This window comes from Paenibacillus sp. SEL3, from assembly GCF_054602585.1.
This window is the reverse complement of record NZ_CM137725.1, coordinates 395,623-422,400: the sequence shown is the minus strand read 5'-3', so window position 1 is coordinate 422,400 and position 26,778 is coordinate 395,623. Positions and strand designations below refer to the sequence as shown.

At 42.4% G+C, this 26,778-nt stretch carries 32 protein-coding genes and 1 tRNA gene; 20 read left to right on the top strand and 13 right to left on the bottom strand.

What is annotated here, in order from left to right; genetic code table 11:
* The first annotated feature begins 171 nt into the window (after positions 1-171).
* Complete coding sequence (locus ACYCS5_RS02125) at positions 172-387, top strand: hypothetical protein (protein ID WP_013311038.1); 216 nt, start codon at positions 172-174, stop codon at positions 385-387.
* Positions 388-459: 72 nt separating this feature from the next.
* Here the strand turns inward: ACYCS5_RS02125 and ACYCS5_RS02120 are convergent, their stop codons facing one another.
* Positions 460-1,491 (bottom strand): glycosyl hydrolase, encoded by a 1,032-nt coding sequence (locus ACYCS5_RS02120; RefSeq protein ID WP_029517710.1) that lies wholly within the window; start codon positions 1,489-1,491, stop codon positions 460-462.
* A gap of 31 nt (positions 1,492-1,522) precedes the next feature.
* Complete coding sequence (locus tag ACYCS5_RS02115) at positions 1,523-1,801, bottom strand: hypothetical protein (protein ID WP_029517709.1); 279 nt, start codon at positions 1,799-1,801, stop codon at positions 1,523-1,525.
* Between the two features lie 353 nt (positions 1,802-2,154).
* Here ACYCS5_RS02115 and ACYCS5_RS02110 point away from each other — a divergent pair, with 353 nt between their 5' ends.
* From ACYCS5_RS02110 to ACYCS5_RS02100, 3 genes are all read left to right on the top strand, one after another.
* Positions 2,155-2,337: a hypothetical protein gene (locus ACYCS5_RS02110; RefSeq protein WP_029517708.1), complete on the top strand. Its 183-nt coding sequence runs from the start codon at positions 2,155-2,157 to the stop codon at positions 2,335-2,337.
* Between the two features lie 53 nt (positions 2,338-2,390).
* Positions 2,391-2,717 carry a YnfA family protein gene (locus ACYCS5_RS02105; protein ID WP_029517707.1) on the top strand — a complete coding sequence of 109 codons (327 nt, stop codon included), beginning with the start codon at positions 2,391-2,393 and terminating at the stop codon, positions 2,715-2,717.
* Positions 2,718-2,814: 97 nt separating this feature from the next.
* Positions 2,815-2,967, top strand: coding sequence for a hypothetical protein (locus tag ACYCS5_RS02100; RefSeq protein WP_165149143.1), 153 nt, complete (start codon positions 2,815-2,817; stop codon positions 2,965-2,967).
* A gap of 75 nt (positions 2,968-3,042) precedes the next feature.
* Here the strand turns inward: ACYCS5_RS02100 and ACYCS5_RS02095 are convergent, their stop codons facing one another.
* Together ACYCS5_RS02095 and ACYCS5_RS02090 are read right to left on the bottom strand one after the other, a co-directional pair.
* Complete coding sequence (locus ACYCS5_RS02095; RefSeq protein WP_023989396.1) at positions 3,043-3,231, bottom strand: hypothetical protein; 189 nt, start codon at positions 3,229-3,231, stop codon at positions 3,043-3,045.
* A 129-nt stretch (positions 3,232-3,360) separates the two neighbouring features.
* Positions 3,361-3,519 carry a hypothetical protein gene (locus ACYCS5_RS02090; RefSeq protein ID WP_013311032.1) on the bottom strand — a complete coding sequence of 53 codons (159 nt, stop codon included), beginning with the start codon at positions 3,517-3,519 and terminating at the stop codon, positions 3,361-3,363.
* Positions 3,520-3,755: 236 nt separating this feature from the next.
* On the opposite strand from ACYCS5_RS02090, the gene ACYCS5_RS02085 reads away from it, so the two are divergent.
* Positions 3,756-3,841 (top strand) — tRNA-Leu (locus tag ACYCS5_RS02085).
* Positions 3,842-4,181: 340 nt separating this feature from the next.
* On the opposite strand, the gene ACYCS5_RS02080 is transcribed toward ACYCS5_RS02085, so the two are convergent.
* Complete coding sequence (locus ACYCS5_RS02080) at positions 4,182-4,355, bottom strand: hypothetical protein (protein WP_203055954.1); 174 nt, start codon at positions 4,353-4,355, stop codon at positions 4,182-4,184.
* Positions 4,356-4,553: 198 nt separating this feature from the next.
* On the opposite strand from ACYCS5_RS02080, the gene ACYCS5_RS02075 reads away from it, so the two are divergent.
* Positions 4,554-4,805 (top strand): hypothetical protein, encoded by a 252-nt coding sequence (locus ACYCS5_RS02075; protein ID WP_459760726.1) that lies wholly within the window; start codon positions 4,554-4,556, stop codon positions 4,803-4,805.
* Between the two features lie 379 nt (positions 4,806-5,184).
* On the opposite strand, the gene ACYCS5_RS02070 is transcribed toward ACYCS5_RS02075, so the two are convergent.
* From ACYCS5_RS02070 to ACYCS5_RS02060, 3 genes are all read right to left on the bottom strand, one after another.
* Entirely contained in the window at positions 5,185-5,586 is a 402-nt protein-coding gene (locus ACYCS5_RS02070) for a hypothetical protein (protein ID WP_459760725.1), read from the bottom strand.
* Positions 5,587-5,917: 331 nt separating this feature from the next.
* Positions 5,918-6,373, bottom strand: coding sequence for an AraC family transcriptional regulator (locus tag ACYCS5_RS02065; protein ID WP_165149145.1), 456 nt, complete (start codon positions 6,371-6,373; stop codon positions 5,918-5,920).
* A gap of 153 nt (positions 6,374-6,526) precedes the next feature.
* Positions 6,527-6,871: a hypothetical protein gene (locus tag ACYCS5_RS02060; protein WP_165149147.1), complete on the bottom strand. Its 345-nt coding sequence runs from the start codon at positions 6,869-6,871 to the stop codon at positions 6,527-6,529.
* 542 nt (positions 6,872-7,413) lie between these two features.
* Here ACYCS5_RS02060 and ACYCS5_RS02055 point away from each other — a divergent pair.
* The 3 genes from ACYCS5_RS02055 to ACYCS5_RS02045 are packed head-to-tail and all read left to right on the top strand — an operon-like array spanning position 7,414 to position 8,359.
* Positions 7,414-7,728 carry a transposase gene (locus ACYCS5_RS02055; protein WP_459760724.1) on the top strand — a complete coding sequence of 105 codons (315 nt, stop codon included), beginning with the start codon at positions 7,414-7,416 and terminating at the stop codon, positions 7,726-7,728.
* Positions 7,683-8,153 carry an IS3 family transposase gene (locus ACYCS5_RS02050; RefSeq protein ID WP_459760723.1) on the top strand — a complete coding sequence of 157 codons (471 nt, stop codon included), beginning with the start codon at positions 7,683-7,685 and terminating at the stop codon, positions 8,151-8,153. Before ACYCS5_RS02055 ends, ACYCS5_RS02050 begins: the two co-directional genes overlap by 46 nt.
* The gene (locus ACYCS5_RS02045; RefSeq protein ID WP_165150340.1) at positions 8,153-8,359 is read left to right on the top strand and encodes a hypothetical protein; all 207 of its coding nucleotides are present in this window, start codon (positions 8,153-8,155) and stop codon (positions 8,357-8,359) included. The genes ACYCS5_RS02050 and ACYCS5_RS02045 overlap by 1 nt, the downstream gene beginning before the upstream one ends.
* A gap of 79 nt (positions 8,360-8,438) precedes the next feature.
* Here the strand turns inward: ACYCS5_RS02045 and cysK are convergent, their stop codons facing one another.
* Entirely contained in the window at positions 8,439-9,377 is a 939-nt protein-coding gene (cysK, locus tag ACYCS5_RS02040; protein WP_459760722.1) for a cysteine synthase A, read from the bottom strand.
* 316 nt (positions 9,378-9,693) lie between these two features.
* Here cysK and ACYCS5_RS02035 point away from each other — a divergent pair, with 316 nt between their 5' ends.
* Positions 9,694-9,960: a hypothetical protein gene (locus tag ACYCS5_RS02035; protein ID WP_459760721.1), complete on the top strand. Its 267-nt coding sequence runs from the start codon at positions 9,694-9,696 to the stop codon at positions 9,958-9,960.
* A gap of 177 nt (positions 9,961-10,137) precedes the next feature.
* On the opposite strand, the gene ACYCS5_RS02030 is transcribed toward ACYCS5_RS02035, so the two are convergent.
* Entirely contained in the window at positions 10,138-12,081 is a 1,944-nt protein-coding gene (locus ACYCS5_RS02030) for a serine hydrolase domain-containing protein (protein ID WP_459760720.1), read from the bottom strand.
* A 257-nt stretch (positions 12,082-12,338) separates the two neighbouring features.
* Here ACYCS5_RS02030 and ACYCS5_RS02025 point away from each other — a divergent pair, with 257 nt between their 5' ends.
* The 5 genes from ACYCS5_RS02025 to ACYCS5_RS02005 all read left to right on the top strand — a co-directional run bounded on the left by ACYCS5_RS02025 (position 12,339) and on the right by ACYCS5_RS02005 (position 18,562).
* Positions 12,339-14,399, top strand: a complete 2,061-nt coding sequence (locus ACYCS5_RS02025; RefSeq protein WP_459760719.1) for a glycosyl hydrolase 115 family protein — start codon at positions 12,339-12,341, stop codon at positions 14,397-14,399.
* 117 nt (positions 14,400-14,516) lie between these two features.
* Positions 14,517-15,179, top strand: coding sequence for an S-layer homology domain-containing protein (locus ACYCS5_RS02020; RefSeq protein ID WP_341039612.1), 663 nt, complete (start codon positions 14,517-14,519; stop codon positions 15,177-15,179).
* Between the two features lie 259 nt (positions 15,180-15,438).
* Entirely contained in the window at positions 15,439-16,107 is a 669-nt protein-coding gene (locus ACYCS5_RS02015; protein WP_029517689.1) for a uracil-DNA glycosylase, read from the top strand.
* Between the two features lie 16 nt (positions 16,108-16,123).
* Positions 16,124-16,546: a YolD-like family protein gene (locus ACYCS5_RS02010; protein WP_029517688.1), complete on the top strand. Its 423-nt coding sequence runs from the start codon at positions 16,124-16,126 to the stop codon at positions 16,544-16,546.
* A gap of 129 nt (positions 16,547-16,675) precedes the next feature.
* Positions 16,676-18,562 (top strand): tenascin, encoded by a 1,887-nt coding sequence (locus ACYCS5_RS02005; protein ID WP_459761292.1) that lies wholly within the window; start codon positions 16,676-16,678, stop codon positions 18,560-18,562.
* A 74-nt stretch (positions 18,563-18,636) separates the two neighbouring features.
* Here ACYCS5_RS02005 and ACYCS5_RS02000 read toward each other — a convergent pair whose 3' ends face one another.
* Both ACYCS5_RS02000 and ACYCS5_RS01995 read right to left on the bottom strand, forming a co-directional pair.
* The gene (locus tag ACYCS5_RS02000) at positions 18,637-18,939 is read right to left on the bottom strand and encodes a hypothetical protein (protein ID WP_013310964.1); all 303 of its coding nucleotides are present in this window, start codon (positions 18,937-18,939) and stop codon (positions 18,637-18,639) included.
* A gap of 385 nt (positions 18,940-19,324) precedes the next feature.
* On the bottom strand, positions 19,325-19,519 hold the full coding sequence (locus ACYCS5_RS01995) for a hypothetical protein (RefSeq protein WP_029517686.1): 195 nt from the start codon (positions 19,517-19,519) through the stop codon (positions 19,325-19,327).
* Between the two features lie 140 nt (positions 19,520-19,659).
* On the opposite strand from ACYCS5_RS01995, the gene ACYCS5_RS01990 reads away from it, so the two are divergent.
* Positions 19,660-20,100, top strand: a complete 441-nt coding sequence (locus ACYCS5_RS01990; RefSeq protein WP_029517685.1) for a NucA/NucB deoxyribonuclease domain-containing protein — start codon at positions 19,660-19,662, stop codon at positions 20,098-20,100.
* On the opposite strand, the gene ACYCS5_RS01985 is transcribed toward ACYCS5_RS01990, so the two are convergent.
* The gene (locus tag ACYCS5_RS01985) at positions 20,093-20,269 is read right to left on the bottom strand and encodes a hypothetical protein (RefSeq protein WP_176715684.1); all 177 of its coding nucleotides are present in this window, start codon (positions 20,267-20,269) and stop codon (positions 20,093-20,095) included. The genes ACYCS5_RS01990 and ACYCS5_RS01985 overlap by 8 nt on opposite strands.
* A gap of 114 nt (positions 20,270-20,383) precedes the next feature.
* Here ACYCS5_RS01985 and ACYCS5_RS01980 point away from each other — a divergent pair, with 114 nt between their 5' ends.
* From ACYCS5_RS01980 to ACYCS5_RS01965, 4 genes are all read left to right on the top strand, one after another.
* Entirely contained in the window at positions 20,384-22,204 is a 1,821-nt protein-coding gene (locus ACYCS5_RS01980) for a sensor histidine kinase (RefSeq protein ID WP_459760718.1), read from the top strand.
* Positions 22,179-23,804 carry a response regulator transcription factor gene (locus tag ACYCS5_RS01975; RefSeq protein WP_029517683.1) on the top strand — a complete coding sequence of 542 codons (1,626 nt, stop codon included), beginning with the start codon at positions 22,179-22,181 and terminating at the stop codon, positions 23,802-23,804. The genes ACYCS5_RS01980 and ACYCS5_RS01975 overlap by 26 nt, the downstream gene beginning before the upstream one ends.
* Before the next feature lie 136 nt (positions 23,805-23,940).
* Positions 23,941-25,623: a type 2 periplasmic-binding domain-containing protein gene (locus ACYCS5_RS01970; RefSeq protein WP_459760717.1), complete on the top strand. Its 1,683-nt coding sequence runs from the start codon at positions 23,941-23,943 to the stop codon at positions 25,621-25,623.
* A 251-nt stretch (positions 25,624-25,874) separates the two neighbouring features.
* A complete protein-coding gene (locus tag ACYCS5_RS01965; protein ID WP_029517681.1) occupies positions 25,875-26,765 on the top strand; it encodes an ABC transporter permease in 891 nt (296 codons plus the stop codon).
* The last annotated feature ends 13 nt before the right edge of the window (positions 26,766-26,778 follow it).

The window sequence follows — 26,778 nt, the reverse complement described above, 5'->3', positions numbered from 1 at the left end:
CGAAAATGGGTTTGCAAAAACGGGTCTGTCACATCACTGGCAGACCCGTTTCGTGTACGTGCACTACATGTGAAACGAAAGAAGGATACCAGGGACTTATATCCTATCTTGTTCTGACCGATATACATGTAACAGGGAAATTAGGTTGGTTACACAGCAGGAGGAGATTTGATGTTGGTGCATGGTAAAACACGTAGGGGCAACTTGTACATCCATATGTCCAGCGGTTTTCACAAAATTGGAGATTATCGGGAAGAATACTCTGTAGCACCGGGTGATCGGCTGATGTCTAGACTGTCCAAGCGGATCTACACCATTGTATCCGTACATCTTGGAGAAGAGGCATATGCCGATATTGATCTAGAAGAGGTTATCAGGAATAGTTAGAGAACTTTATTTGGATTTTGGTATAAAAAAGCTTTCACTTTGCTTCTAGAGCGAAGTGAAAGCTTTTTTCTTTCAGTCCAGAGATTCATGAAGAAGGTCTCGTGTAATGATATTATTTTGGTTCATAAAATGTCTGATTGCTGCTTGTGAATTGGTTGCCGACAGTTCCTTACCCCATGTCATGGCATAGGCCCAGGCTGGCTGGTTCTGCAGCACCTTCGCACTCGGCAGAATATTACTTTCTCCGATTCCCATAGGCTTGCCCTGCGCAAGCTTTAGTAATTCGGTGTAGTAAGAGGATTTGTAATCATTGTTATAGATATCAGCTGCAAGAATATCTACCCGGTTAATACCTGGGAAGGAAAGATCATAAGGAGTGCTATATGCGTTTGGGGCATTGGGACTCCACACCCACAACAGGTTATCCAGATGATGGACATGAGTAAATCGATCATACATTAAATTCCACAACTTGGCGTAATTTTGCTTGTCTCCCCACCAAAACCAGTTGCCGTTCATTTCATGATAGGGCCTCCATAAAACAGGTACATCCGCGTCTCGTAAGGTCTTAAGGGACAGAGCCACCTCATCCAGATCGGCGATCAGTTGTTTATATTGCGGGGTACCTGGCGTGATGTAACGATTAAATTCAGCTTGAGTAATTTTTGCTTGTACGTTTTTCCACGTTTTGGGTTTGCCCGGTAGCGCCTGATGGAAGGTAACAGCTACGATTCCGCCGCCCCGACTCCATTGGATAGCACTATTCACAACATGCTGACGTTGCTCTCGTAGGGCCGTAAGAGACTGATTGGCTAATCCTCCAAACTCATAGCCGTGAAGCCCTGCGTATTGTCCGCTGATTTGTTGTAGCTTGTTATTTTGTTCATCCGGTGCCTCTAAGTAATCATGCTGCCCGGAAATTAGCATACCATCCGGTACATTAGATAGGTAGGCAAGTAATTGCTTGGCTTTGGCAGAGGCCTGAACATTAATTGGCGGGGCGGCATCGGCAACAATGAACGATTGCTGAGAGCCGCTGAAGAGTAAAACAAGCATTAGCAGTAGCACCCTCTGTAACCAAAAGCGTGTTGAGTGAGATTTCATGGCGCTCCTCCTTTGATGCATGGTAATGGGATTAGTATTTTTCTTTTTGCTTTCTAAGCTGTATATAGGCACTAATAATAATCACCAGCAGACTAATCATGGCCCATCCATTGAATTCCTGTGAGTGTATCCAGTTGTCCCATACAAGGAAGCCTAAAATTACAACGAGCAAACTCATTGTGAGATACATTTTGGTTTGTGCTGGACGTTGAGTGCGTTTCGAAATCCAATGTATGATGCCGAAAACGATGGCTGCCTGAAATAAAAATATACCCATTATCATTAAACTTGCTAAAAAGATTGGGGACATCGGTATCCTCCTCCTGGGTTTACAAACAGAATATGCAGGTTGTAAACGGAATGTGGATTCTTGGATGTGAATTTAATTGCAAGTTGAGTAAACAATTGAGCACTGGTTACGATCTTGAACAAGTTGACTAAATTATACCATAACTACCGTCCTGCAATGAAAGACGTCTAAATACCCACTCTACCTTGATTCGACATCAGACTTTATATTCAGCGAAATATTGACATAAGGGGGTACACTTCACATATATGAAGATGCAATCAGAAATATGTGGTAAGTATATACATAAAAGCAACGCGAAATCGACGGAAAAGTTTGGTATGATTAAAGTGGATTGAAAAGGAGGTACTCTTATGAATGAAGAAAACAGACCCTTCTCTAGATCAGCAGATGCTGAAGGAGCAAAAGCGAACTTTGATGCCAATCAGCGGAAGCTTCACTCCGAGGGAGTGCCTAGCTTATGGCGTCAGGTCAGCAACCTGCTGATTCTGGTTGGTGTGATTGCATTGATTATCATTTTAGGTCGAGTGCTCTAATGAGATATCCCAAAAAAATCAAAAAAAATTTAAAGAATTAGGGATGTGAAATGGTGCTAAAGGCAGCTTTACTTTTTATATTGGCTGGCATCGCTGAAATTGGAGGAGGATATTTGATTTGGCAGTGGCTGCGGGAAGGGAAGACATGGTATGTCGGACTTTGCGGCGGATTAATTTTAGCTGTGTATGGAATTATTGCTACCTTTCAGGTATTTTCCTCCTTTGGGCGTGTATATGCAGCATATGGTGGTGTCTTTATTGTTCTTTCCATTGCATGGGGCTGGTGGATTGATAAAAAGACACCCGACTTGTACGATTTCATTGGTGGATTGATTTGTTTGGTCGGTATAGCTGTAATCCTGTTTCCGCGATCAGGATGATAGGACGAAAAACCCTTTTTTTATTTTTTAAAAACATGACTATAGGTCTACAAAAACAAGCTTCATATTCCGAAATAGAACTTAAGGAGGGGGTTCTATGAACTGGAATCAAATGAAGCTTAGATTGAAATTTGGCAGTACCATGCCAAAGAATGAAGGTAATTTCTCTTTTGGTATCATGTGTGGACTCTTAATCAGCATCGTGCTGTGGATCTCGATCATTGGCTGGATCATGCTGATCTTTAAGTGATTTTACGAAATCGCTGTACATATCAAAACAAATGCATTAAGGGCTACTTTAAACCTATGTCCTATTACCCATGCTTTATTTTGTGAAATCGTTACGTAACTTGTCTATCCCGCGACCTATGGCTTCATCGATCATATCAGTAGCAGCAGGTGTATCCGCATCAGTGTCAGGAATGCGATTAAATCCTGGCTCGCGCTTGTCCAGGGATTGTTTATGTTCAATTTGATCGTCAGTACGATTCTTTTCAGAGTTATTATCTCTCATAGCACATCACAGCTCCTTTTATTAGGTACATTCAGCTTCTATACTTTACATAAACGTTTGTACTCCAGACTAAACGTTGATAAAAATAAAACCGGGGGGAGTAAATCCCGCCCGGCACTTCCCAAACAACTAGCGATGCTCAATCAGATCAATCGCTCCCAGAACAACATGAGCCAGTCCGAAACCGAGAATGCCTGTAGCTGCAAGTTTGTACTTACTGCTCAGCAACACAGCGCCTGAAGCCGATACTACCGTTCCAAGAACAGCTGGAATCATACCTTCACGCATTCGTAACACCCCTTCTGGTAGTTTGGAAAGACGTTTATTAGTGTAATTCAAATGTGCATAAGTTATACAAAAAGAAAATTTTATTATTTTTTTAAAAAAACACTTTACAATCCGATGAAATTATCGTATTATATGTTGGTGCCCGGTTGAACGACATTTACATAACGAGAACACTTCTGTGTTTCTCAGATACTTGTAAGACAAGTAAGTGTAAAGAGTAGCGTTCCTAAGATTATGCCGGGGTGGCGGAATTGGCAGACGCACAGGACTTAAAATCCTGCGGTAGGTGACTACCGTACCGGTTCGATCCCGGTCCTCGGCACTATTGTTTTTTTGAACCCCTTGATTATCAAGGGGTTTTTTATTTTTTTAGTGATTGAAATCCTCGATTCCATATCACAGGATCACAGGGAGTGAGCGCCTTTTTCGCTCCTGGGGACGGATTGGGGACGAACTTTTGGATCGAAGACATCGAGGTGTGCTTTTGTTTTACGACTAAGCTTCTTGGTGACGTGAGCATAGGTATCTGAAGACACCTGAGATGTGGAATGTCGCAATTGATGTTGAATCTCCTTGACAGATGCTCCCTGGCCAAGCAAATACGTTGCATTTGTATGGCGGAGACCATAAAGTGATACATTACGGAAGCCGTGCCGCTCACATCAGTTTTTCCACTGCTGGGACGGCGTTGTATGGTAATAGGGTTTCCCTGTACCTGAATGAAAAACAAAGTTACGATCCCCGCCTTTCCATGTCCCATTTGCCTTTGCCTCAAACCTTAGTTTACTCATGCCTTTAGCATGAGCGACCAGTTCCTCCATATACCACTGCGGCATATCTACATATCGTTAGATGCTTCATTCTTGGTATCTGTAATGTCCGCCTGGCCATTTTTGGTGCTTGAAATGCTCTCGTCAATCCTCAATTTGTTGTTTTCAAAGTCGCAATCGTCTTCGTCTAAAGCAATTAACTCACCGCGTCGGAATCCAATACGAGGTAGTAAATTAATTGGTAATGAAATCGAGGGAGGCATCATGACTAGGACCTTATTTCGAATAGCGAAAGAAGGTCGCCGTATTGAAAGAAATTCTACTGCTCTTACTGCTTATAACTCGCGCGATGGAGAAGCTATTTCTTTAGGGCAATATAATGATGGTGGAGCCTTACTCTTTATGGATAATGGAAGTCTAAGAGGAAGTCTATACGGAGATTCAAACGGGTTTCATTTAGGGAATATGGCTGGAGTATATATCAAATACACGGAATATGGTTTATTTTTAAAGTGAAATAGATTTCAGTAATGCGACAGTAAGCGGACTAAAGATCGGTGCCGTTGAAGGCGTTCAGAACAAATTGACCAGTTTACAAAATGAAATTGGAGAAATTCGTGGTGATCTTTTTAACGGTTTAATCATTAATGCTACTTTTGATCCGGGTACTAGAAAATTAAAACTATACAGTCAAGGAAGAACGGTAGTCACCGTCAATATTCCAGCAGGTGGAAGTTCTAGTAGTTCGACAACATCATGTTTACTGTATCTTCTGCCGATGGGAATATTAGGACAATGTACTATGCAGGAGGTGCGGTTGTTGCTACGGCTGGCAGTGCATTTGCGGATCCAATCAAATCTTTAGTCGGAGAGAAGGTCGCTGGGGAATATGTAGTCAAGGGAAATGGGAATTCACTTTCCGAAAATGCCATAGTCGTTGACGGGAAGGTGCACGTGCCTTTGCGAGCTGTAACATTAAAATCGATGATGTATATTTAGCTATATTAGTTTCAGCTTCTTGTATATTTTTCTTTGTTTCTTCAACATTTTTTTCTCTGATTTCCGCAAACTTATCTGAAGTAGACTCCGTCTTCTTAGAAGAAATCTCAAGAGACTTCACCATATTTCCCTTGTCACTTTCTGTATCTGTTACAAATCTCTCAAGCTCAGTTTTCCTCTCTTCCAAATTATAAATAGGCCATCCTTGGTATTTACCTGCGACAGTTTTCACTTCAGCATTTGCTTGTTGTGAAGAAGAATTATTCGATGAATCAATTTGAATTGTCTTTCCATCCACTTTTAAGTTCACTCTAAAGAAGACTTTAGATTGATCGAGGAAGGATACAGTTTCTTGGAGATACTTGATTCAAAGATAAAGGAGTTGTTAACGACAACAAATTATACTAAATATCTTGAACTAAAACATCCAGCATTAGAAGAGGAACCAGAAAAGCAAACTCAGATATGAATAATACTGCAACTTACGAGATAATTCCTTCACAGCAAAGATGATAATGATACATTGATATAAACAAAAGCCCTCTTAAACGGAGGGCTTTTACTTTTATAACAGAGAATAGTATTAGACTACCTTCATTAATAGAAACAACTTATATCTCTCAATACGTCTATTGAATAGGAACGCAAATTTCGCAATAATGATTATTAATAAGTTCAACTGTATATCGCTCTAAGATAGGTCTGGTTTCATCTAAGCTGAACCTTTGATTTTCCAACTCCAGGAATATTTCAGCCCAAGCTTTTTGAACAGCTTCTGCTGTATGATTTATCTTAAAAACAGCGTATCTTCCTCCACTAATGTTGCTCAGGATTACTTCATAAGCATCAACACAGTAATCATTTGGAACAATCAAACACGCATCGTAGCGACAATTTTCCGGTTTTACAAATGTAGGATTATCTTGAGCAATACCGAGGATAATAGACGTATTATTAAATAATTCATTAGATTCAACCCAGAATTTAAATTTCTCCATTAGTTGTGAATTTGCAATTCCATAAGGACCAATCTGTCTCATGTATGCAATTCTACAAGACGGTATTTTTTCAATTTCAGCCTTCATATCTTCTTCTCTTTCTTTTTAAAGTACATCGATGTCTGAAATCATCTTATAATGCTTTAAAATGATAAACAACTCAATTTTAAAAATAGTCAAATTAGCGCCTAATACCATACATTGTTGAGCAGACTTATAGCGCCTTATGGTATTCAACAATCATGTCCCGTTTGTTGAAAAGCCTTCGCCGTTTATACTCTGGTTAAGTAAAGTCGGAAAGTGATCATGCATAAAATGAGTCAACGCATCCCTGATGTTTCTATGCTGGCTCATATATTGAAATAAGATGTCCAAGGTGAGTACGGTTTTAGAGTCCTCAATACTAATAGTCCAGGTCGGTGGCTCCTCAGGAGCATAACTAAATTCCTTAATGATACCGTATGCTATACCTAGCTTTCCTAGCTCGTTAATTATTTTATGTAGAATATGATCAATCTCGCCAATCAGTTGGTCAATATAAATCTCATTCTGTTCCTGAGTATTACCATCATTCCAGTTATCCATTGCCTAATTAACCTCCATATGTCGTTGATTAAGCCAGTATTGATGTAACAAGGATCTCTATGTTGGTTTAACTATCGTTTTAAGATAGCTTAATGATTACTGCATTCCGACGAGAGCTTTTGTGAATTTATATATATATTTAACATGTCCCAATTACTGATAACATACCAAAGTTAAAATGTAACAGCAACAAGATAACTACATTTACAAAGATACATACTCTAAAAGCTATTATTCCCCTACGATATTGTTCTCTGCCAATTTGCTCATTTTTATAGTCGGTTTTTATCCTATTTTTATTGTGGATTAATGAAATTAATTCAGTAATCCCGTTACCCCCCACAGTAAGGTGAAGACTAAAAAGGTTGCACTAAAAGTTGATAAAAAAGTCTTTGATCCCGGGTCTGTTGCTAACCTAAAAGCGATATTAACCAATATCGTAAAAATAAATAAACAAAACCCTAACTTGAAGTGCACCCCTTAGAATAGACATTGGAATAAACCTCTGGTTTATCCGATGAAATCTAAGGGTTGCATTTTTTATGCCGGCGAAAAAGGGGACAAAGTTTAACAAGTATACGTTTGAAACCAAGGTAGAGGCCATACGACTCCATATTGAAGAAGGTTGGACGTATCGTAGACTCATGGAGAAGTTTGGGATCGCAGATCGACATCGATTAAAAGAATGGATGCGCAAATACAAGCAACTCGGTGAATTCGGGCTCATGGACCAGCGAGGACGGCGTAAGGAGTATATCGACCAGGATAGGTATGTACAGAAGCTGAGACGGGAAAATGACATGCTAAAAAAGTGTTTGGAAATCTGGATACAGGAGATGAAGCACACAAATATATAACCATTGAGAAAGCTGCGAAAGACTATCCTATTAGCAAGCTGTGTACGCTTTTCAAAGTCTCCAGAAGTGGATATTACGCCTTCTTAAAGCGTAGAGGAGCAGATCGAGATCGGGACGCGAAAGCACTTGTGAAGAAAGTGTATGAGCAGTATAACGGGGTCTACGGCTATCGCCAAATTCAACTACTTTTGCAGCACGATCATGGAGTCTGGATGAACCATAAAAAGGTACTCCGGCTCATGCAGGTCTTGGGAATCCGCTCACAAATTCGCCAGAAACATCGCTGCAACTATGCTTCCTCTACGAAAGGTCGTGTGGCGAAAAATCTGTTAAAACAGGATTTCAAGGCGGACAAACCTAATCAAAAATGGGTCACAGATATATTAAAAAACAGAATTCTCATATCGCAATCGAAGACTTCCTGATGATGATGCGTTACACCCGCATCAAGTTAAAGAAAGAGGCTTACAGAGTGGTACAAAACTACTACGGAGAAGCTCACTTTTACAGAAAAAGCCTGATGAGCTACAACAACATCGGGCTGGGCCAAGGTAACTTTTTCTTCGCTAACGGTCCATTTGTTGTGCAAAAAAATGGACCGCTAGCGAAGAAAGAAATCAATTCAGGTTAATGAAACAATTCTATGCGCTCATGCTTGTGTACTTGGGAAATTAACAAAAGAGGCAGCTGGATTCCTGCCTCTTTTGTTATTATTCTACGTCTGAGAAAAGCGGAGTGGACAAATAACGCTCACCTGTATCAGGTAATATGACCACGATCGTCTTGCCTTTGTTTTCTGAAAGCTTTGCAATTTGTGTTGCTGCATAAACCGCAGCCCCAGAAGAAATACCAACAAGCAGCCCTTCTGTTTTGGCAAGCAGGCGTGCAGTTTCAAATGCATCTTCGTTTTTAACTTTGAAAACCTCATCCACATATTCTTCATTAAAGTTATTTGGAATGAAACCAGCACCGAGTCCTTGTAGTTGATGTGAACCTGGAGTACCGCCAGACAGCACTGGTGAATCGAACGGTTCGACGGCTATCACTTTTACAGAAGGTTTTCGTTCCTTCAATCCCTGGCCAACGCCCGAAATAGTTCCACCTGTACCTACGCCCGCAATAAAAATATCTACACCGCCATCCGTATCATGCCAGATTTCTACAGCTGTAGTTTTGCGGTGGATTTCTGGATTGGCAGGATTGCTAAACTGCTGTGGTATGAAAGAGTTTGGTGTTTCGGCAGCCAATAGTTCAGCACGCTTGATAGCGCCTTTCATCCCCTCGGATCCCGGTGTTAACACAAGCTCAGCACCGAACGCAGTCAAAAGCTTGCGACGTTCGATACTAAACGTTTCAGGAAGTGTAATTATAAGTTTATATCCAAGAGCTGCAGCTGCAAATGCAAGTCCGATTCCAGTATTTCCACTTGTTGGTTCGATAATAACGGAGTCTTTATTGATTAAGCCTTTCTCCTCAGCGTCTTTAATCATAGCATATCCAATGCGGTCCTTAACGCTACCAGCCGGATTGAAATATTCCAACTTAGCTACCACGTTTGCCTCAATATTTTGGATTTGGCTGTAGTTCAACAGTGCTAGCAAAGGAGTATTTCCAATTAATTCAGTCAACTTTTGGTGAATTTTAGTCAAAATTATCCCTCCAAACAATTAATTCATATCCACTTACTATGACATAGATATTATCACGAATTTTTCTTCATAACCATGTTCTGTTAATTCATAGTGAGGAGCGGGAACGGATGGAACAGTTTAAACCTAAGGTACTACTCATAAAAAAGTAGTCCAAGCTTATTCAGAACCTGAGAGTCATTAAGAATGTATACAGTGTATCCTTTTACCCGCTAACCTAGTGGTCGGCGGATAACGAATTTGTATTTAGTAGAAGGCAAAAAGAGCAGTAAGGAATTATCCTTCTGCCTCACCGTTAACATACGGGGAGGCGTTTTTGTTTTGGCAAGCTTACGGTGTATCAATTCGTGCCATCAAGTCGCTTTTGCGAGAGCTTACGACTAAATGCCTACAATACCAAGTAATTTATGTTCTTAATAAGGATATCGATACATCATCTAAAAGTATTGTGGCAAAGGTATCCTCTGCTGTAACACGGAACACTAAATCTCTGGAAACAGTTCCCGAATTTCCTGAGATTGAGAAAGTGAGGGAGGATATGACAGGGGCTGCGCCTTTTCCACTTTTCTTTGGTTTCATTTGAATTAACCCTCTTTCTGTAGACATATTTGCTACACTAGTAGTTTATGAAATATGAATAAGAGTGTTCATAGAGAAGAGAATACAAAAAAGACCGTCTATTGACGGCCTTTTCTATGTTTCGACTCGAAATATGTCGTGGAGGCTATCTATGCTACAAAAAGGATAAAATTAAGTAGATCTATGCGAAAAAATAGAAATTATAGGAATACAGGAAAAACGAAATAGCTAAAAACGAAAGAATCAGCGTCGCGGTGTATACCTTTCTTAATAATGTAGTCTCCGAAACGTTACATTTTCTTACAGCAAGATAGGCAGCCGGTACAAAGGCAAGCCCAAGTACCCAGAAAAAGATAATATTGAAATTGAAATTGGACATAGGCTGATAGGGGTCGCCTATCAATTGGATGCTTGAAGCAATGAGATTGATGATCACAAGCAGACCCAGCAGCGGTATTAAGGTTACACTGTCAGGCAAGGGAAGCCGTGAAGCACTCTTCTGCTTTCTTGCGTCCTTGAGCTTCCGCAGCCATCCAATAATACCGAAAATAGACCCAAGCGCAAACCAAATACCGCATCCCCCGACCAGAATATAACTGAAGATGGATGTTTGCAGGAAGGATATCGGCAATTGGTCATCGATCACTCCATATGACAACTGCGTCACTTTACCATCGGCATTGGTTAAGAAAAAAAGACGGCTGATGTTTAGGCCCGCGTGATCATAAGGAGTGCTCCCGGGAGTCACGCGTTCAAAAAAATAGGGTTTGGTTTCTACATAATCAACATGAATATTCATGGATGGAATACTCAGAGTGATTCCGCCATTGCCGTTGGCTGTGACCACTTCTTCCGCATTGGATAATACGGGTATAAGCTTCAATATACCAGATGATACTGCGCGAGCAGAACGGTATTTTCCCTCCACATCCGCGCTATGCTTCAACGTGCTGTCCGCTTGCGGAGTAGCGTGGGAACCCCCGACAAACAGGTCAATGAGTTCGCTTCTTGCCCCGGACATTTCATTTTCCACATTAGTCAGAATACTGATCCCAAAGTTTTGATCCGGCACGATAGAGACCAGAGAGGAGAATGAATCTGTATTTCCACCGTGCTCGATAACACGATAATCTCCCGCGAACCGTTCCCAAAAGCCATGGGCATTCCCCGGAAGCTCGGGATAGTGGGTATACGAAGCCTCATGCATTTCTCGCAAGGTTTCATTCTTGTTGAACAGCGAATATTTTAAGGAATGGTCCATGTTCAGATGAGCAAGCATAAAATGAGCCATGTCCTCCGAAGTAATGTTTAACGCACCAGCCGGCACATCATTAAAGAAAACATTCGGCTTTGCCACCCAGTTTCCATCCTTCTTGAAGTAGCCTGTTGCTTTATGTTCGATAACCTCTGGAATAAGATCATACCGTTGTGTAAAGTAAGAATGTTTCATGTCTAGAGGCTCAAATATATGTTTCTGAATATAGGTTTCAAAAGGCATTCCGGATACACGTTCTATAATATAACCGGCTAGGTTGGTCCCATAGTTGGAATAAGCAATCACTGTTCCAGGCTCATAAATCTGTTGAGGCTGATTTTCGGGTGCGACATGCTCCTTGAGAGGCCTAAGATCAGCAGGATCATGAACCAAAAGTTTTTCCAGGCGCTCCTCAAAACCTGCCGTGTGGCTCATCAGTGATTTCAGGGTAATAGGCTTATCAAAAGAAGGCTTGAGAAAGCCGTCAGGCAAGTATGTGCGGATGTCCGTATTCAAATCCAGCTTTCCTTGCTCAACCAGTTGCATTACTGCCGTCCAGGTGAACAATTTCGATACGGAACCGGCCTCCATATAGGTTGTTTCCGTACTCATGGGTGTTTGTTTCTCGATGTTTGCGTATCCGTAACCTTTTGAAAAAACAATTATTCCGTCCTTTACTATGGAAACCGCAGCACCAGGAATCGCTGTTCCTATATATTTTTTCATAATTTGATCTGTTCTGTTTTCGATTTCGGAAATCGGGATTCCAGAGGGAGTGGTTGGAACGGACCCAGAAGCATATGCCTGGACCGGGATAAATGCCATCAATGCCAACAGGAACAAAGAGGCAAATCGTTTTTTCAATTTCATATCAAGTCTCCTTTTTGCTGCGCTTGAATCTTTAAGAGCAGTCTGTTTTTTGGAACATTTTTAGTGTAGCAGTCAAGTCTTTCTTATTTCTCTCCTGTTCCTTACTTTTTTCTTTCTCAAATGAAGCTTCAACTCTCAAATGATTTACCGAAAAAAAGCTATATTTACGTTGGTACAGCTTTATATGTATGTTGACAACCTATAAAATAAAGACAAGAAGAATCCTCATAGTTGAAAAAAATAGGAGATGACAATAAATGAAAGCCTGTGAACCTCTGACTATTTCATCTGAAAGCGGATACAATCTTCAAACTGATGAAAGTGTGCCCATTGCCCACGCTTGGAACATGATTGCGCGAGATCATAAGCAAGTGTTTGGCTGCGAGCCATTGCAAACAGAAGTAGAGCCCTCGATCATTATCCGTTATGCGCAGGAAGGAGATAGCTGTCCGCATTGGCCAGAGGGCTATTGTCTGCGTTTTGTTGCTGGTAGCAAGGGAACGGTACTCCATATTATTGGCCGTGATGAATTGGGAATTATTTATGGACTGCTTCATTACAGCCGTTTCGCTCTGGGTGTGGAGCCGTTCTGGTTCTGGGCGGAGATTCTACCGCCTAAGCGGGATATCATAGTAATACCGAGTCAGAATGTTGACAGTATACCGTCCAAGGTCCGGTATCGGGGATGGTTTGTCAATGATGAGGTATGCTTGATTGGCTGGAAGGATGATTACCCACCGACGGAGGAGGTGTGGAAGCCCGTTTTTGAAGCGTTACTGCGCTGTGGTGGAAATATGGTGATTCCCGGAACCGATTTACCACGCACAGGTATCCATCATAAGCTTGCAGCAGACATGGGTTTATGGATCACACATCATCATGCTGAACCGTTGGGGGCGGAGATGTTTTTGCGCGCCTTTCCGGGTAAACAAGCTAGCTACAGAGAGCATCCCGAGTTGTTTGAACAGCTGTGGCAGGAAGCGATTGAACGGCAAAAGGAAGAAAAGATTGTATGGGTATTATCTTTTCGCGGGCAGGGTGACAAGCCTTTTTGGGAAGATGATCCTTCCTTTAATACGCCGGACAAACGCGGACAATTAATCTCGTATGTGGTTCGCAAGCAGTACAATATGATCTGTGAATTTGTGGAGCATCCTGTGTGCTGTATGGCGATGTATGGTGAGATTGCCGAGTTATACAAGCAGGGGCATATGGAAGTACCCGAAGGGGTGATTAAAGTATGGGCGGACAATGGTTACGGTAAAATGGTATCTCGGCGCCATGGGAATCTTAATTATCGTGTACCAGCATTGCCTGAGACGCAGGATGGGGACAAGAATGGAGTATATTACCATGTGACCTTCCACGATTTGCAAGCGTCGAACCATCTTACCCAACTTCCCTCCTCAGCCAGCTTGATTGTAGAGGAATTAACAACAGCGTTTACTTCAGGGGCGGACGAGTACCTGCTGGTCAATTCAGGTAATATTTTGCCGCATGTATATACGCTGGATTTAGTAGCAAATTTATGGATGAAGGGTGAAGTGGATGCTGAAGAGCAGCTTACTGATTTTATTGGACGGCTGTACAGTAGTCAGCTTCAAGAGATTTCCCAATTATACCGGGATTATTCCCGTTGCACTATCGTTTATGGCCCGCATAAGGATGATCGAGCAGGGGAGGAATTCTATCACCATCCAGCTCGGCAAATTATGGGGTATTGGCTACAAGGCAAAGAAGGCAGTGATGAACGGCTGTACTGGGCTACTGGAGAAAGGCCTTTTCCTGAACAGGTTCGCTGGTTCAAGGAAAAAGCCGAGTCGGCAATTCCCGACTGGGTTGAACTGCGAGAGCGGTGTCTACGAATCATGAAGCAGTTGTCTGAAGATGAATGTCGCAGGCTATATAATCAACTGCTTGTGCAGATTGAACTGCATCTAAGTGGTTCACGTGGACTGGCAAGCTTATGTAGCGCTTATGGGCTGTTCCTTGAAAAAGATTATCCACGAGCATTTATACAAGCTTCTCATGCCGTTTGGAGCTACCGGATGGGTAAAGAAGCTTTATCGCTCGCAGGAACTGGAAGATGGGAGCATTTCTACCGGGCAGATTGGTTAACCAATCTGGATAATACTATTTCACATGCGGACACTGTACGGAGATTTCTTCGTCTTCAGGGAGACAGTCCGGATATGTTCCTGTGGTCCAAACAATATTTAATGCCAGAAACAGAGAAATATATCTACCTAGAGAATACGCATCGCAAGCCCCTTCCCGATGATGAGTTGGCACGCAGTCTGGAGAAGGTATTATATTAAGGAAGGCATGTAGCATAAGAAGCAACGGCGTCTGCCTGCAACCTTTCCAGCTTGTACTACGTCAATGAAGTTGTTAATGGCCAAGCGGCCTAATTCAACTACAAGGTGGAATTTAACATGAGTATGAGAAAAGGTGCATTTGCAGCCATTACAACTGTAGCCATTTTGTCCTTTTCCGTTGGAGGTCAAATGTCTGCGGCAGACCGCCAATTTAAGGATTTGAATAACGTAAGCGGTAAAGAAAAAATTATATCCCTTAAAGATCAGGGTCTACTCAAAGGTGCCTCTGACACGCAGTTTCTCCCGTCATCTAAAGTGACCGCTGCCCAAGGCATTCAGTTGATCTCCGGCGGACTCCAGCTCAGTTTGGCCGCCATTGATTTGAACAAGGAGCCACAGGTCAGTAGACTGTTTACCCATGTTAAGGATACTGCATGGTACGCTGAAGCTTTTATCAACGCTCATTATAATGGTGTGGTTATTCCAAAGGATATTGATCCTGCCAAAGCTCTGACTAAGGAACAGTTCACCCATATGCTGATTCAGGGCATGGAAAAAGCAGGCGCTCTTCCGATGATTAAAATCGCACCTGCGAATATTGCGGATGACAGCGAACTGGAGCCTTCTTACCAAGGTAGCATTCAACGCTCGCTAGTCTACAAGGTCAATACCTTGGATGCAAATGAAAAGTTTTATCCAAAAAGCGAGATTACACGTGCCGAAGCTGCTGTTATGTTATATAATGCATTGGAATACTTGAATACTCATACAAACTCGTAATAAATACAGCAATAAAGAGCTTTTCTTCAGAGGGAATTAAGCTTTCAGTTACTTGACATCATTATCGTTAATGTTATAATAAGGAAATCGAATTTAGACCTGCGGTAGCTGATTACCGTAAGGATATTTTCCTGGTCCTTCGGCATATAACACAGGTAACGAATAAATAAGCTGGCTCCGGATGAGGAGTTCAGCTTATTTTTTTGGATCAAAAAGCTTACCGTTTTCACTGATTTACATATTGAGAGGAGACAGGAGTATGTTTGGGAATGACTGGGATGATGTACTACGAGAAGAGGTCGAAAAGCCATACTTTAATGATTTAAGGTATACGTTAGCCCGAGAGTACAAGTTACATAAGGTATATCCTCCAAAAGAAGACTTGTTTTCCGCACTCAAATTAACGCCATTTCATCTGACCAAAGCGGTTATATTGGGACAGGATCCATATCATGGAGAGGGACAAGCTCACGGTTTAAGCTTTTCTGTTAGACCTGGTGTGCGAACGCCACCGTCTCTATTAAATATATACAAGGAGCTTCGCGATGATATCGGTACTCCCATTCCGAATCAGGGATACCTCGTTCCTTGGGCTGAGCAAGGTGTGCTGCTGCTGAACAACGTGTTAACCGTTCGTGAAGGACAACCGCAATCTCACCAGGGAATAGGTTGGGAACGTTTCACGGATGCTGTCATTGAAGCGATTAATGAGCGCGAGCAGCCAGCAGTGTTTATTTTGTGGGGGAGCCATGCTCAGAAAAAAGCAAGCTTCGTGAATACCAGCAAGCATTTGGTGCTGAAATCCGTTCATCCGAGTCCATTGGCGGCTCACAGAGGTTTTTTTGGCAGCAAACCTTTTTCGCGTACCAATGCATTTTTGCAGGAGCATGGAATGGAACCGATTCGGTGGGAGATTCATAGCCGCTAGCACTGGAGGTGAGGACATGCGTCAATGGAAGGGACGTCAGGTCATTTTATATCACGGCAACAATGGTCATACCCAGAAGGTGCGCGGCACGCTTGAAAAATGGGATGAGATACGAAAGTGTGTTATTTTAGGCCCGAAAATGCTGGCTATTCCTTTTGAAAATATTACGCATATTACCATGTTTCCTCCGGGGCGTGAGCGTAGAAGCCGCCATCCGGCGAAGCTGAACGCTACTGGTTATGTAATGAGCGTTCCGTTACAGTTTGATAATGCCATTCATTTTCAGTCGGCGGTGACGATTTGGAGAGAGGATCAGCTGATTGCTTATAATGTAAAGCTGGTTAGTCACTCGGCACACGATGTAATTCTTGAAGATGGACAAACCTTATCTAAGGAAGAGCATTTGTTTGTGGTAAGGTCACTGCGTGGAGAACTTTAACTGTAATAATTCACCTTTTTTTGATGAAGGGTTCAATTTAGTTAACTGCTTACCGATAAAAGATAATGGGATTGTTAATAATACCCTGTTTTATAGAATGAAACAAAGGGAGCGAAACGAATGGAACGTATGAAACGTATGAAACGTATGAGCAAACGGAGTACCTTCTTACTTGCGTTGCTGATGTTTGTATTTGCAGCATGGCCAGCAGGTTTGATCCGGGCTGAGGAGAGCAAGACCTCCACGGTAGAGTGGGATAGTCAAAATCCGACTACATTGAATCTGGGTGGAAGCCCCGCTCAATTAAAAGTGTGGTCATTGACAGAAAAGGGCAAGGAAGATGTTACACAAAAGGCAGAATGGATCTCTGGGGATTCAAGTATTTTAAAGGTAGATAAGGGACTCATTACTCCTGTGTCAAAAGGGCAGATTAAGATTGTTGCTACATATGAGCAGCAAACGGTAAGTACAACGATTACAGTAAAATCGCCTTACAGCAAGCTGCAATTAAATCCGACGGGTCCACTGAATCTGACGATTGGCGGAGAATCGAAGCAATTGACTGCTCAAGGTGTTCTTACTGGAGGTGGGACGGAAAATGTATCCGGTGTCGAATGGACTTCTTCGAATGCGGCTGTTGCTACCGTTAAAGATGGTCTTATTCGTCCACTTGCCAAAGGCGTGACTTACATTAAAGCAAGCAAAGATGAACTCAAAGCACAAACGATTGTGTATGTGCGCTCTTCTTCCCAGGCATTGGTATTGAGTGCAACTGGGTCCAAATCGGTCTTTTTAGGTAGCTCCCCCATTCAGGTTAGTGCAACTGATGTCAACCTGACTGGCAGCAAAACAGATGTGACCAACACGGCAGAATGGACTTCCTCCAATCCGCTGGTTGCCACAGTCGAGCAAGGTAAAATCACACCGATGGATGCAGGCAATTCGACGATTACAGCGTCCTATCATGGTTTGAGCAAGACTCTGAAGATTAATGTACTTCCGACGGTTGAAAAACTGGTTTCAAGCAAAGCCAGTCTGACTCTCGAAACAGGAGGCAAAACTTCTCTTCCGAGTATATCTGCTTATTTGGTCAATGGAGCAAAAAAAGCAGTTCAATCCGATGTAAAATGGAGCTTAAGCAGTGAAAGTGCAGTTAAAATAGCAAATGGTAAGCTGGTTGCAGTGAACCCAGGCAGTGCAACATTGACAGCAACGGTAGGTGCGCTCAAACTGGATATTCCAGTGACTGTGCAATATAAAGTGCTCAAGCTGACGGCTTCTGAGAAAAAATATGTACTGGTTGCAGGCCAAGAAGCAAGTATTCCGACAGTAAAAGCCCACATGGCTGGTGGTGGAATACTGGATATTACCAATCAGGTAAGCTGGGTAGGTACAACAGCCGCAGTTACAGTAGCAAATGGTAAAGTAAAAGCGGTGAGTGGCGGTAACTCTGGAATCAAAGCTATGTATATGAATAAATATGTGAAAGTACCTGTCATTGTGGAGGGAGCTATTTCTACATTGACACCAAGCTTTTCGAATGCTGAGATGAATTTGAAGGGAAGTAAGTCCATCAAAGTCGTCGGCATATATACGGATGGTAAAAAAGTTACCCTGAGCAGTAAAGTGAAATGGACAACATCGAATGCTTCTGTAGTGGTCGTAAAAGGGTCTTCCATTAAAGCTGTTGGAATTGGAACAGCAACCATTACAGGTACGTACCAGGATAAGTCGTTTAACGTGGAGATTAAGGTTACACCTAAGCTGCTCAAGCTGGTATTGAGCAATAAAAACCTGAAGTTGCCTAAGGGCTCATCTCAAGTCCTTAGCGTGAGTGCTGTTTATGATTCAGGTGCGACTACGAATGTAACCAATTCTGCGGTATGGACATCCTCCAAACCGTCGATCGTACAGGTTACTGGCGGTCAGGTGAAGGCCTTGGATAGTGGAAGCTCCAGTATTAAAGTAGTCTATGGTGGTAAGAAGGTAACGACATCTGCCAAAGTGTTAAAATAGTCTACGTACATTGCCACATCCGGCGTATACCAACAAATAAACCCCCGGTCCAAAGACCGGGGGTTATTTTCAGCTTATTCTACGCCGTCCTGATAATGATTTTTCCAATGTTTATCGCCTTTGTGTGCGAAGTCTTCAACTGTCTTTTCCAAAGTAGCTACCAGTTGGGCTTTAATCTCAGAAATTGTGTCTCGGAACAGTCTTTCTTCCGTACCATTGATCTTTTCACCATATAGAGCCTGAGCGGCTATAAATTGACGATGTTGCTCCACAAAACTGTCAATCGAATGCAATGCATGCTCCACGTATTGGGAAATGCTATGATGCTCGTTAGGCAGTTGCAATTTTAATTCATGAACTCTGTTTAATAATGCCATGATGATCACCTCGTGCGTTTTGTTATGTCAATAATTATACATCATTTTCGGAAAACTTTCATTAAATTTTGATTAAAATGTGACTTTTATTATGTCATGATTGCATTTTCAATGGTGATCAGGCATAATTTTCGGAAATTTCATTATTTTCCTTTGTATTGTGATTTTAAAATTTAAAATATATGATACGAAGATGATGCAAGAGCAAGCTGCGACAGCTGTCTTTCTGACATGTTATAATGGGGAAAAGCCCAGTCGGAAAGGTTGTCAGTATGGTATGAAGCTTTTTAAAGGTTTATTTTTGGGGATTCTGATTAGTCTTCTTCTGTGGTGTGCCTTGTTTGGGCTTGTCCGCTGGATGTCTCATTAAGTCGCTTCCTGTATCTTATACAATAACTCTTGCGACTGTATCCACGTCATTAACAGAAATCGTATATACGTGTTCGTCATCATAGAGCTTGAATTGCTGAGTTTCTTGGTCAGATAGGAGCTTAGGCCAGCCAATTACGGTACTTCCATTCAGTAACCGGACTACAACGGCTTGCATTTGGCTCACGGCCAGTTTGATCTCATCGTTCATTCGTGCAACCTCCTCTCTATACTATTTGTCGTCCAATATTCAACCTTTTTTTATAGTTAGTAAGGGGTTACAAAAAATAAAATCCGGGGATCACCTTAGTTGAAGGCATCTATTGGAATAGCTTGAAGGGAAGAGAGAAATTGAAGAAAAAGTTGCTAAGTTTTATAGCTTTAGTTCTGCTAGCTGCGGGCGCGTACTGGTTTGAAGGAGGCAATCTTCTTACGAAAATAACAGGAGAGAACCCGCCTTCCTCGGCGGCTCAGGTAACGCTGCAATTCCCGTCAGGTCGTTACCCTGAAACGGCGCAGCATATTAAGGAAGCCATTCAGGCGGGAAAATCACCAGTATGCACAATTGACCGTGAAGGAGCCGAGCAAAATCGCAAGCATTCGCTTACAGGTGTTCCCACTCGTAAGGGATACGATCGTGATGAATGGCCGATGGCTATGTGTTCAGAAGGAGGCAAAGGTGCAAATGTCAAATACATAGCCCCTAAGGATAATCGTGGGGCAGGATCATGGGTTAGTCATCAATTGGATGAGTATGAGGATGGAACTCGTGTAAAATTCGTTATTAAATAGTTTTTGATTTCGTGTTTTTACCTTTTAGCTCCTTAGATGTTTCCTGTTTGGCCTTAACCAACGCCAGAAAATCAAAAAAATCACCTAGTGTATTGAAGCCGGCACCTAAAATGGCCAAGTCTTCAGCGGATAGTTGGTTAAACCATTCCATTTGCTTAGCATCAAACATATTATCACCGCCAACCATTGATAATGTAGTGTATGTACTGACGGCAACAAAGGTCAGGGCTCAGGCATACCAATTAAGTATGCCTGTTTCTTGTGCAGAGGATGTGTAGAACTCATGTTTAAATTTAATTTTTATACTAAAATCGTCTCCATCGTTATCGTATTGCTTATACCTCTGCTGATCCTGTATGTCTATTCTAATCAGACAACGACAGGTGTACTACGTGAGGAGCTGAATCAATCTAATTATAATCAGCTGACTTTTTTTCAAAACCAGGTGAATACGAATATTGAAATGATTTCCTCCTGGCCGCATCTGCTGATTCATGATCCTGATGTAGCCAGTTTTCAAGCGATTTTTTTGAAGGACAAAGTTCTCAATCTGGATGGAATTAACCTTGTCAAACGGATTCAAACCAAGCTTGGGCTTCAGGAAAGCTCTTCTAATTGGAGAACCGGACTGAGTATCTATTCTCCTTCGCTTGGACGGGTTGTATCGGAAAATGGAGCAGGTTTATATGACCAGAAAAAACTAAATCAGCTGATAAAAGACGGCTGGCAGGTATCCAAAAAAAGATCATACGGGAAAGACCAATTTATATTTTCATTGTATACATTATCCCCGTTTTCTTCACTTGGTAATCCAGAAACTGCTAACACGATTATTAAGGTTGAATTTGACAGCAGTAATATTCAGGATATGCTTGACCGCTTCAAAGGTGATGGACGCAAGGAGCCTTTTTATTATAAAAAAGGCGTAGGAGCGATCTATAATCGTACTGCCAATGAAAAGCTGTCTGGACAGCTGATTTCAAAATTAGAAAAAATGGGACTCCATGAAGTTGACAATCTGACTGTGAAAATTGGAGAAGAAAGCTACCTGGTTCATGCCGTTCTTTCGCAAACGACGGGTTGGTATTTGATTGATTACATGCCTTTGTCCGATATGATGTCTCCGATTTACTCATCGAATCGACTGTTTTATATAACGGTTGTTGGCTCGCTGCTGGTAGGCCTGATTGGCGCTTACTTGCTTCATTCACAGGTACAAGTGCCGATTCTTCAGCTTGTGCGGGCATTTAGGAGACTAAAGGACGGAGACTATGCTGTTCGATTAAGTCTAAGGGGGAGTCACGAGTTTGCTTTCCTGTCTAGTCAATTCAATCAGATGGTCGAACAGATTCAGGAGCTGTTTGAGAAGGTGTATGTTGAGCAGCTACATGTCAAGGAAGCGCGACTAAAGCAGCTCCAGTCACAAATCAATCCACATTTTTTTTATAATTGTTTTTCGTTTATCACAAGTATGGCGAAGCTGCGCAATCATGAGGCGGTCGTGGCTATGGCTCATAATTTATCCAGGTATTATCGGTATACGACAAGACAGGAGCGGGATTTGGTTCCATTGTCAGAAGAAGTCGAGTTTGTTCAATATTATCTGAGGATACAGCAGATGCGTATGCCAAGGCTAACGTTCTTAGTTCATGTTTCTTCGCAGGCCAGCAGTCTGCCGATTCCGCCGCTTATAGTGCAGCCACTGGTGGAAAATGCGGTGCTGCACGGAATAGAGCCTCAAGCGGAGGAGGGTCTAATTCATATTTTGACTGAGCGTGTTGGCTCGTATATGTACCTGATTGTGGATGATAACGGACTCGGTTTGAGTAGAGAGGCTATAGCTGCCCTGACATCAACGCTTGACAAGCCTGTGGAAGAGGATCATGGATACGGTTTGTGGAATGTGCATCACCGCATGCGATTACATTTTGGGGAAGATGCCGGACTGGAGTTCTCTTTGTCTCCATTGGGAGGATTGCGTGCAGTATTAAAATGGTCGATCTCAACAGAAGGAGAGCATGCGAATGGTTTAATTGAGCCTTCGCTAGATTCGAATATAGTTAAAACGGAGGGACCAGATGGTTCAGATATTACTAGTAGATGATGAGAGTTATGTAACAGAAAGTCTGGCAGCTACCATTCCGTGGGAGACGCTAGGCATCGAGAGGGTTCATCAAGCGGTTTCCGCATTAGCAGCAGTGGATGTGCTGGAAGCGTACGATATTGATATTCTGGTAACAGATATTCGTATGCCTGGTATGACGGGACTGGAGTTGATTGTTGAAGTAAACGAGCGATGGCCGCATATCCGAAGTTTGTTACTGACAGGCTATGCCGATTTTGAATATGCTAAAAAAGCGCTTCAGCTTAAGGCTTTTGATTACATTTTAAAGCCGGTGGATGATGAAGAGTTTATCAAATGTGTGTCAGCCGCCATGGATTCGCTAAAGGAAGAATGGGAAGCATTTGACAAGGTTCATCAATTACAATATAGCCGCAGAAACGATTTTGGTGTACTGCGGACCCATTTGATGCATGATTTGCTACTCGGGCGTGATTTACCAGTACCAAAAATAGAGAGCAAAATGTCCGAGTACGAAATCAAGCTACGTACGGGACATCCTGCCAGTATGCTGCTTATTCAGCTAGGAAAGCATTTTTCTGATATGGACTATCATTCAGTCTCCTTAATTGAGTATGCGATTGGAAATATTGCCGAAGAAGTGTTCGCACCTGATTTTCACGTTTGGCATTGCAAAGCGCCGCATGACTGCTTAATTGTATTAATAGAAGGGGATTGGAATTCATTTCCTGAGCGGAGTGTGGATGAGCAGAATCGTTTTTTGAGTGCGGCGATTGAGGCCTTTCGAAAAAATGTAAGCAATTACTTGAAAGGGGAAATTTACGTTGCATTAACCGGATGGTTTAAGTTTCCAGAGGAACTGCCTAAGCTATATCAGACAGCGATTAGATCTTTATACTGGAATCATCAGGAGGAAACGGATGCACTGCTATTCATAGAAGAACAGACAGAACAGCCACACAGTTCAGTTAAGTCACTAGAGGGGCTTTATATGCACCCTACGCTTACTCATCTGCTCGAATCCAGGCAATGGGACGAGGCTGAAGCGAAAGTGAGCCGTGTATTTGGAAAAATGGAAGAGGTGGGATATACACGCGAGCATTTATATGAGCTGTTTATTTCGGTGACGAGCGCCTTTATGTATACAGCGCACAAACAAGGACGTTTCATTACACAGATGGATCAAGTAGGCTTCGATCCGTTACATGCGCAGAAAATGGTTCATTCGTTCCCCCACCTCAAAGAGTGGATATTTTCCATGATGAACAAACTTAAATCTGAATGGTCCGCAAGCGAACAAAGCGCTAAAAGTTATGTGGTCAAGCAGGTTCAGGAGCTCATCTCCCAGGATAAAGGCCAGGAGCTGTCTGTTAAGACGATTGCTGATCAGGTTTATCTTCATCCAGTCTATCTGTCTAAAATTTATAAAGCTGAAACCGGAGAAGGTCTGGGTGACTATATTATCCGAATGAGAATGGAGCGGGCTCTTTATTTGCTCAAATATTCCAACAAAAAAATATACGAAATTACGACGGAACTAGGCTACCAGAATCCCCAATATTTCAGTAAAATGTTCAAAAAGCATTACGGAATGACTCCGCACGAATTTCGAGATCAGTAGAGATGGGACCAGTAAAGACGAAATCAGTAAAGATCAGTTGGGAAAGGTGCAGAAATATTTATTTTGTGACATAGGCTGTGAAGAAAAGCCCTTCTATAATAAAAGAGTAGAAAATGATTTCTAGAGGGGGAACAATATGCGAGTTCATTCGAAGAAAAAGCTGTTGTCGTTGCTCGCCGCAACTATGGTATTAGGAGTTGGCCTTGTGGGCTGCTCAGGTGCGGAAAATGATGGGAATGCGGACGGCACAGCTAAAACTGAAAACGTATACAAAGAAAAATACAATCCAGAAGTCACAATTTCCACGGTATGGGGTGTAGATCCCGCCTTAAAATTTAAAAATGGTGAATCTATCGAAAATAACATTGCGACCAAATGGGCTAAAGAGAAATTCGGTATTAATATCAAATCACTCTGGTCCGTCACGGATACGAATGGTGCATTTGCTACGAAGCTGCGTTTGGCTATGTCCTCCGGTCAGGAGATGCCGGACGTCGTTGTACTGGGGACGGAAAATGAGCAACTGGCACAGGACATGATCGATTCCGGTATGTTTGCAGAGGCTGGTCCGTTGTTTGACAAGTACGCTTCGGATTCCTGGAAGCAGGCGATGAATCAGGATACGAATGTATGGAATCAGTATAGCCGAGATGGTAAGAAAATGGGTATTCCTGTGCTTGATTTCGCCTATAACCATGATTATGTATTGTGGGTACGACAAGATTGGTTGGATAAGCTGGGTATGAAGGCTCCTGAGACGATGGATGATCTGGAAAAAGTGATGGATGCCTTTAAAAATAAAAATCCGGACGGACTGGCTCCGAACAAAGTGGTTCCGCTCAGTATCGGTTTTAAAACATCCATGAACACTTGGATGGGTGACCCGTCCTGGATTTTCGGGGCATATGGCACACTACCTCAGCAGTGGAACAAAGGCGTGAATGGCAGTTTGGAATATGGCTCCGTGCAGCCTGGCATGAAGCCGGGTTTGCAAAAGCTGAGCGAGTGGCTCAAAAAGGGATATATCCCTCAGGAAGCAGCATTGTGGGATGAAAATAAAACGGCAGAACCTACAGTCGCAGGAACAGCCGGCATGATTCCTGGGCCATATTGGATGAGCGGCTGGCCGCTTCAGGATACAGTCAAAAATGCGCCGGGTGCCGTGTGGAAGCCGATCAAGATTCCAGCGGGTCCTGACAACAAAGCCATGCGTCACGGAACGCAATACACCAATGGTGTTGTATTAATCAACAAACAAATGCAGCATCCTGAAGCTTTTTTCACTTATCAAAACTATTTGTTTGACCATTATGCTAATGCCAAACCGGATAGCGATTTGTCGAATGGGCTGTTTAAGGGCTACGATTATGATTTGGATGCGGACGGAAAGCTAATGTCTATTGATAAAATACCAGGCGGTTATGTAAACTCTATTCGTTATTTGCTGGTTCGTGATGGTGCGCGTATACCTGATGCCCAAATGAAGGCTTTGCTAAGTTTGGCTAACGGCGCAGAACCGAAGACCCGTCTGGAGAAAGATGTAATGGTGAACTACGGGAAAGGTACTCCTGCAGCTGCCAAAGTGCTTATGGAACAGAAGGATATCTCCATGAAAGATCAGTTCACAGGTCCAACTACGCCAACCATGAAGGCTAAAAAGGACTATCTGGATAAAATTGAAAGTCAGACCTTCAATGAAATTATTTATGGCAAGCAGCCGATCTCTGCTTTTGATACCTTTGTGCAGACGTGGAAAACAGCGGGTGGCGAACAAATTACAAATGAAGTAAACGAATGGTATAAAAGCGTCGAAAAGTAAAAACCAATGATGTTGTAACAGAGTAGGAAGGCTGTCCCGAGGTGGGCAGCCTTTTTACTACAGTTTCACCCGTATCGAGTAGAAATGAATGCGCTATCATGGTGTATTTGAAAAAAAGTTTTATTCGTTTGGCGAGCTAAAAAAAATGATTGCTTTTGTGCCATGTATGTTGGTTTTTTGAACTGTCGGGACTGCGAAAACGCTTTTATAATTGAAGTATACCATGAATGAAAGTTACAGGAGGAACTGCAATGAGAAGTCTGCAACGTACGTGGCCATTTCATATCATGCTGCTGCCAGCCATCATATTCTTAATTGTATTCAGCTACATTCCGATGGGCGGCATCGTGATGGCCTTTCAAAATTACAAGCCTTGGCTAGGCATAACGGGTTCCGAGTGGGTTGGACTGGATAACTTCCGTTTTTTGTTCCAACGAGAGGACAGTCTTCAAGTTGTATGGAATACACTAATTATTGCTGTGTTAAAGATGTTTTTCAATCTGGTGGTTCCGTTTGTTTTTGCTATACTGCTGAATGAAATTCGCAAGGTCGGACTTCAGCGATCCATTCAGACACTGGTTTATCTACCACACTTTCTGTCGTGGGTCATCTTGGGCGGAATTCTGATTGACCTGTTGGCTACAGATGGATTTATGAACCGTATTCTCGGTAGTTTCGGGATCCAGCCTATCTTTTTTCTGGGAGATAATAACTGGTTTCGGTTTACTGTCATTGTTTCAGATATATGGAAGGAGTTCGGCTACAACACCATCGTATTTCTCGCTGCACTGGCGGGTATTAATCCTTCGTTGTATGAGGCTTCTGAAATGGATGGAGCGAGCCGCTGGAGACAGACGCTACACATCACTGTACCTTCGTTAATTCCGATGGTAGTCGTTGTTGGAACGCTTGCACTTGGCAATGTACTGAATGCCGGTTTTGACCAGATTTTCAACCTTTATAATCCACTGGTTTACCAAAAAGGCGATATTATTGATACATTCGTCTACCGGACAGCGTTAATCAATGGGGAAATGGGCTTTGCCACCGCTATCGGCTTGTTCAAATCCGTTATCAGTATGATTCTCATTCTGATATCTTATCGACTTGCTTACAAATGGGCAGGTTACCGCATATTCTGATTCCACGAGGCTG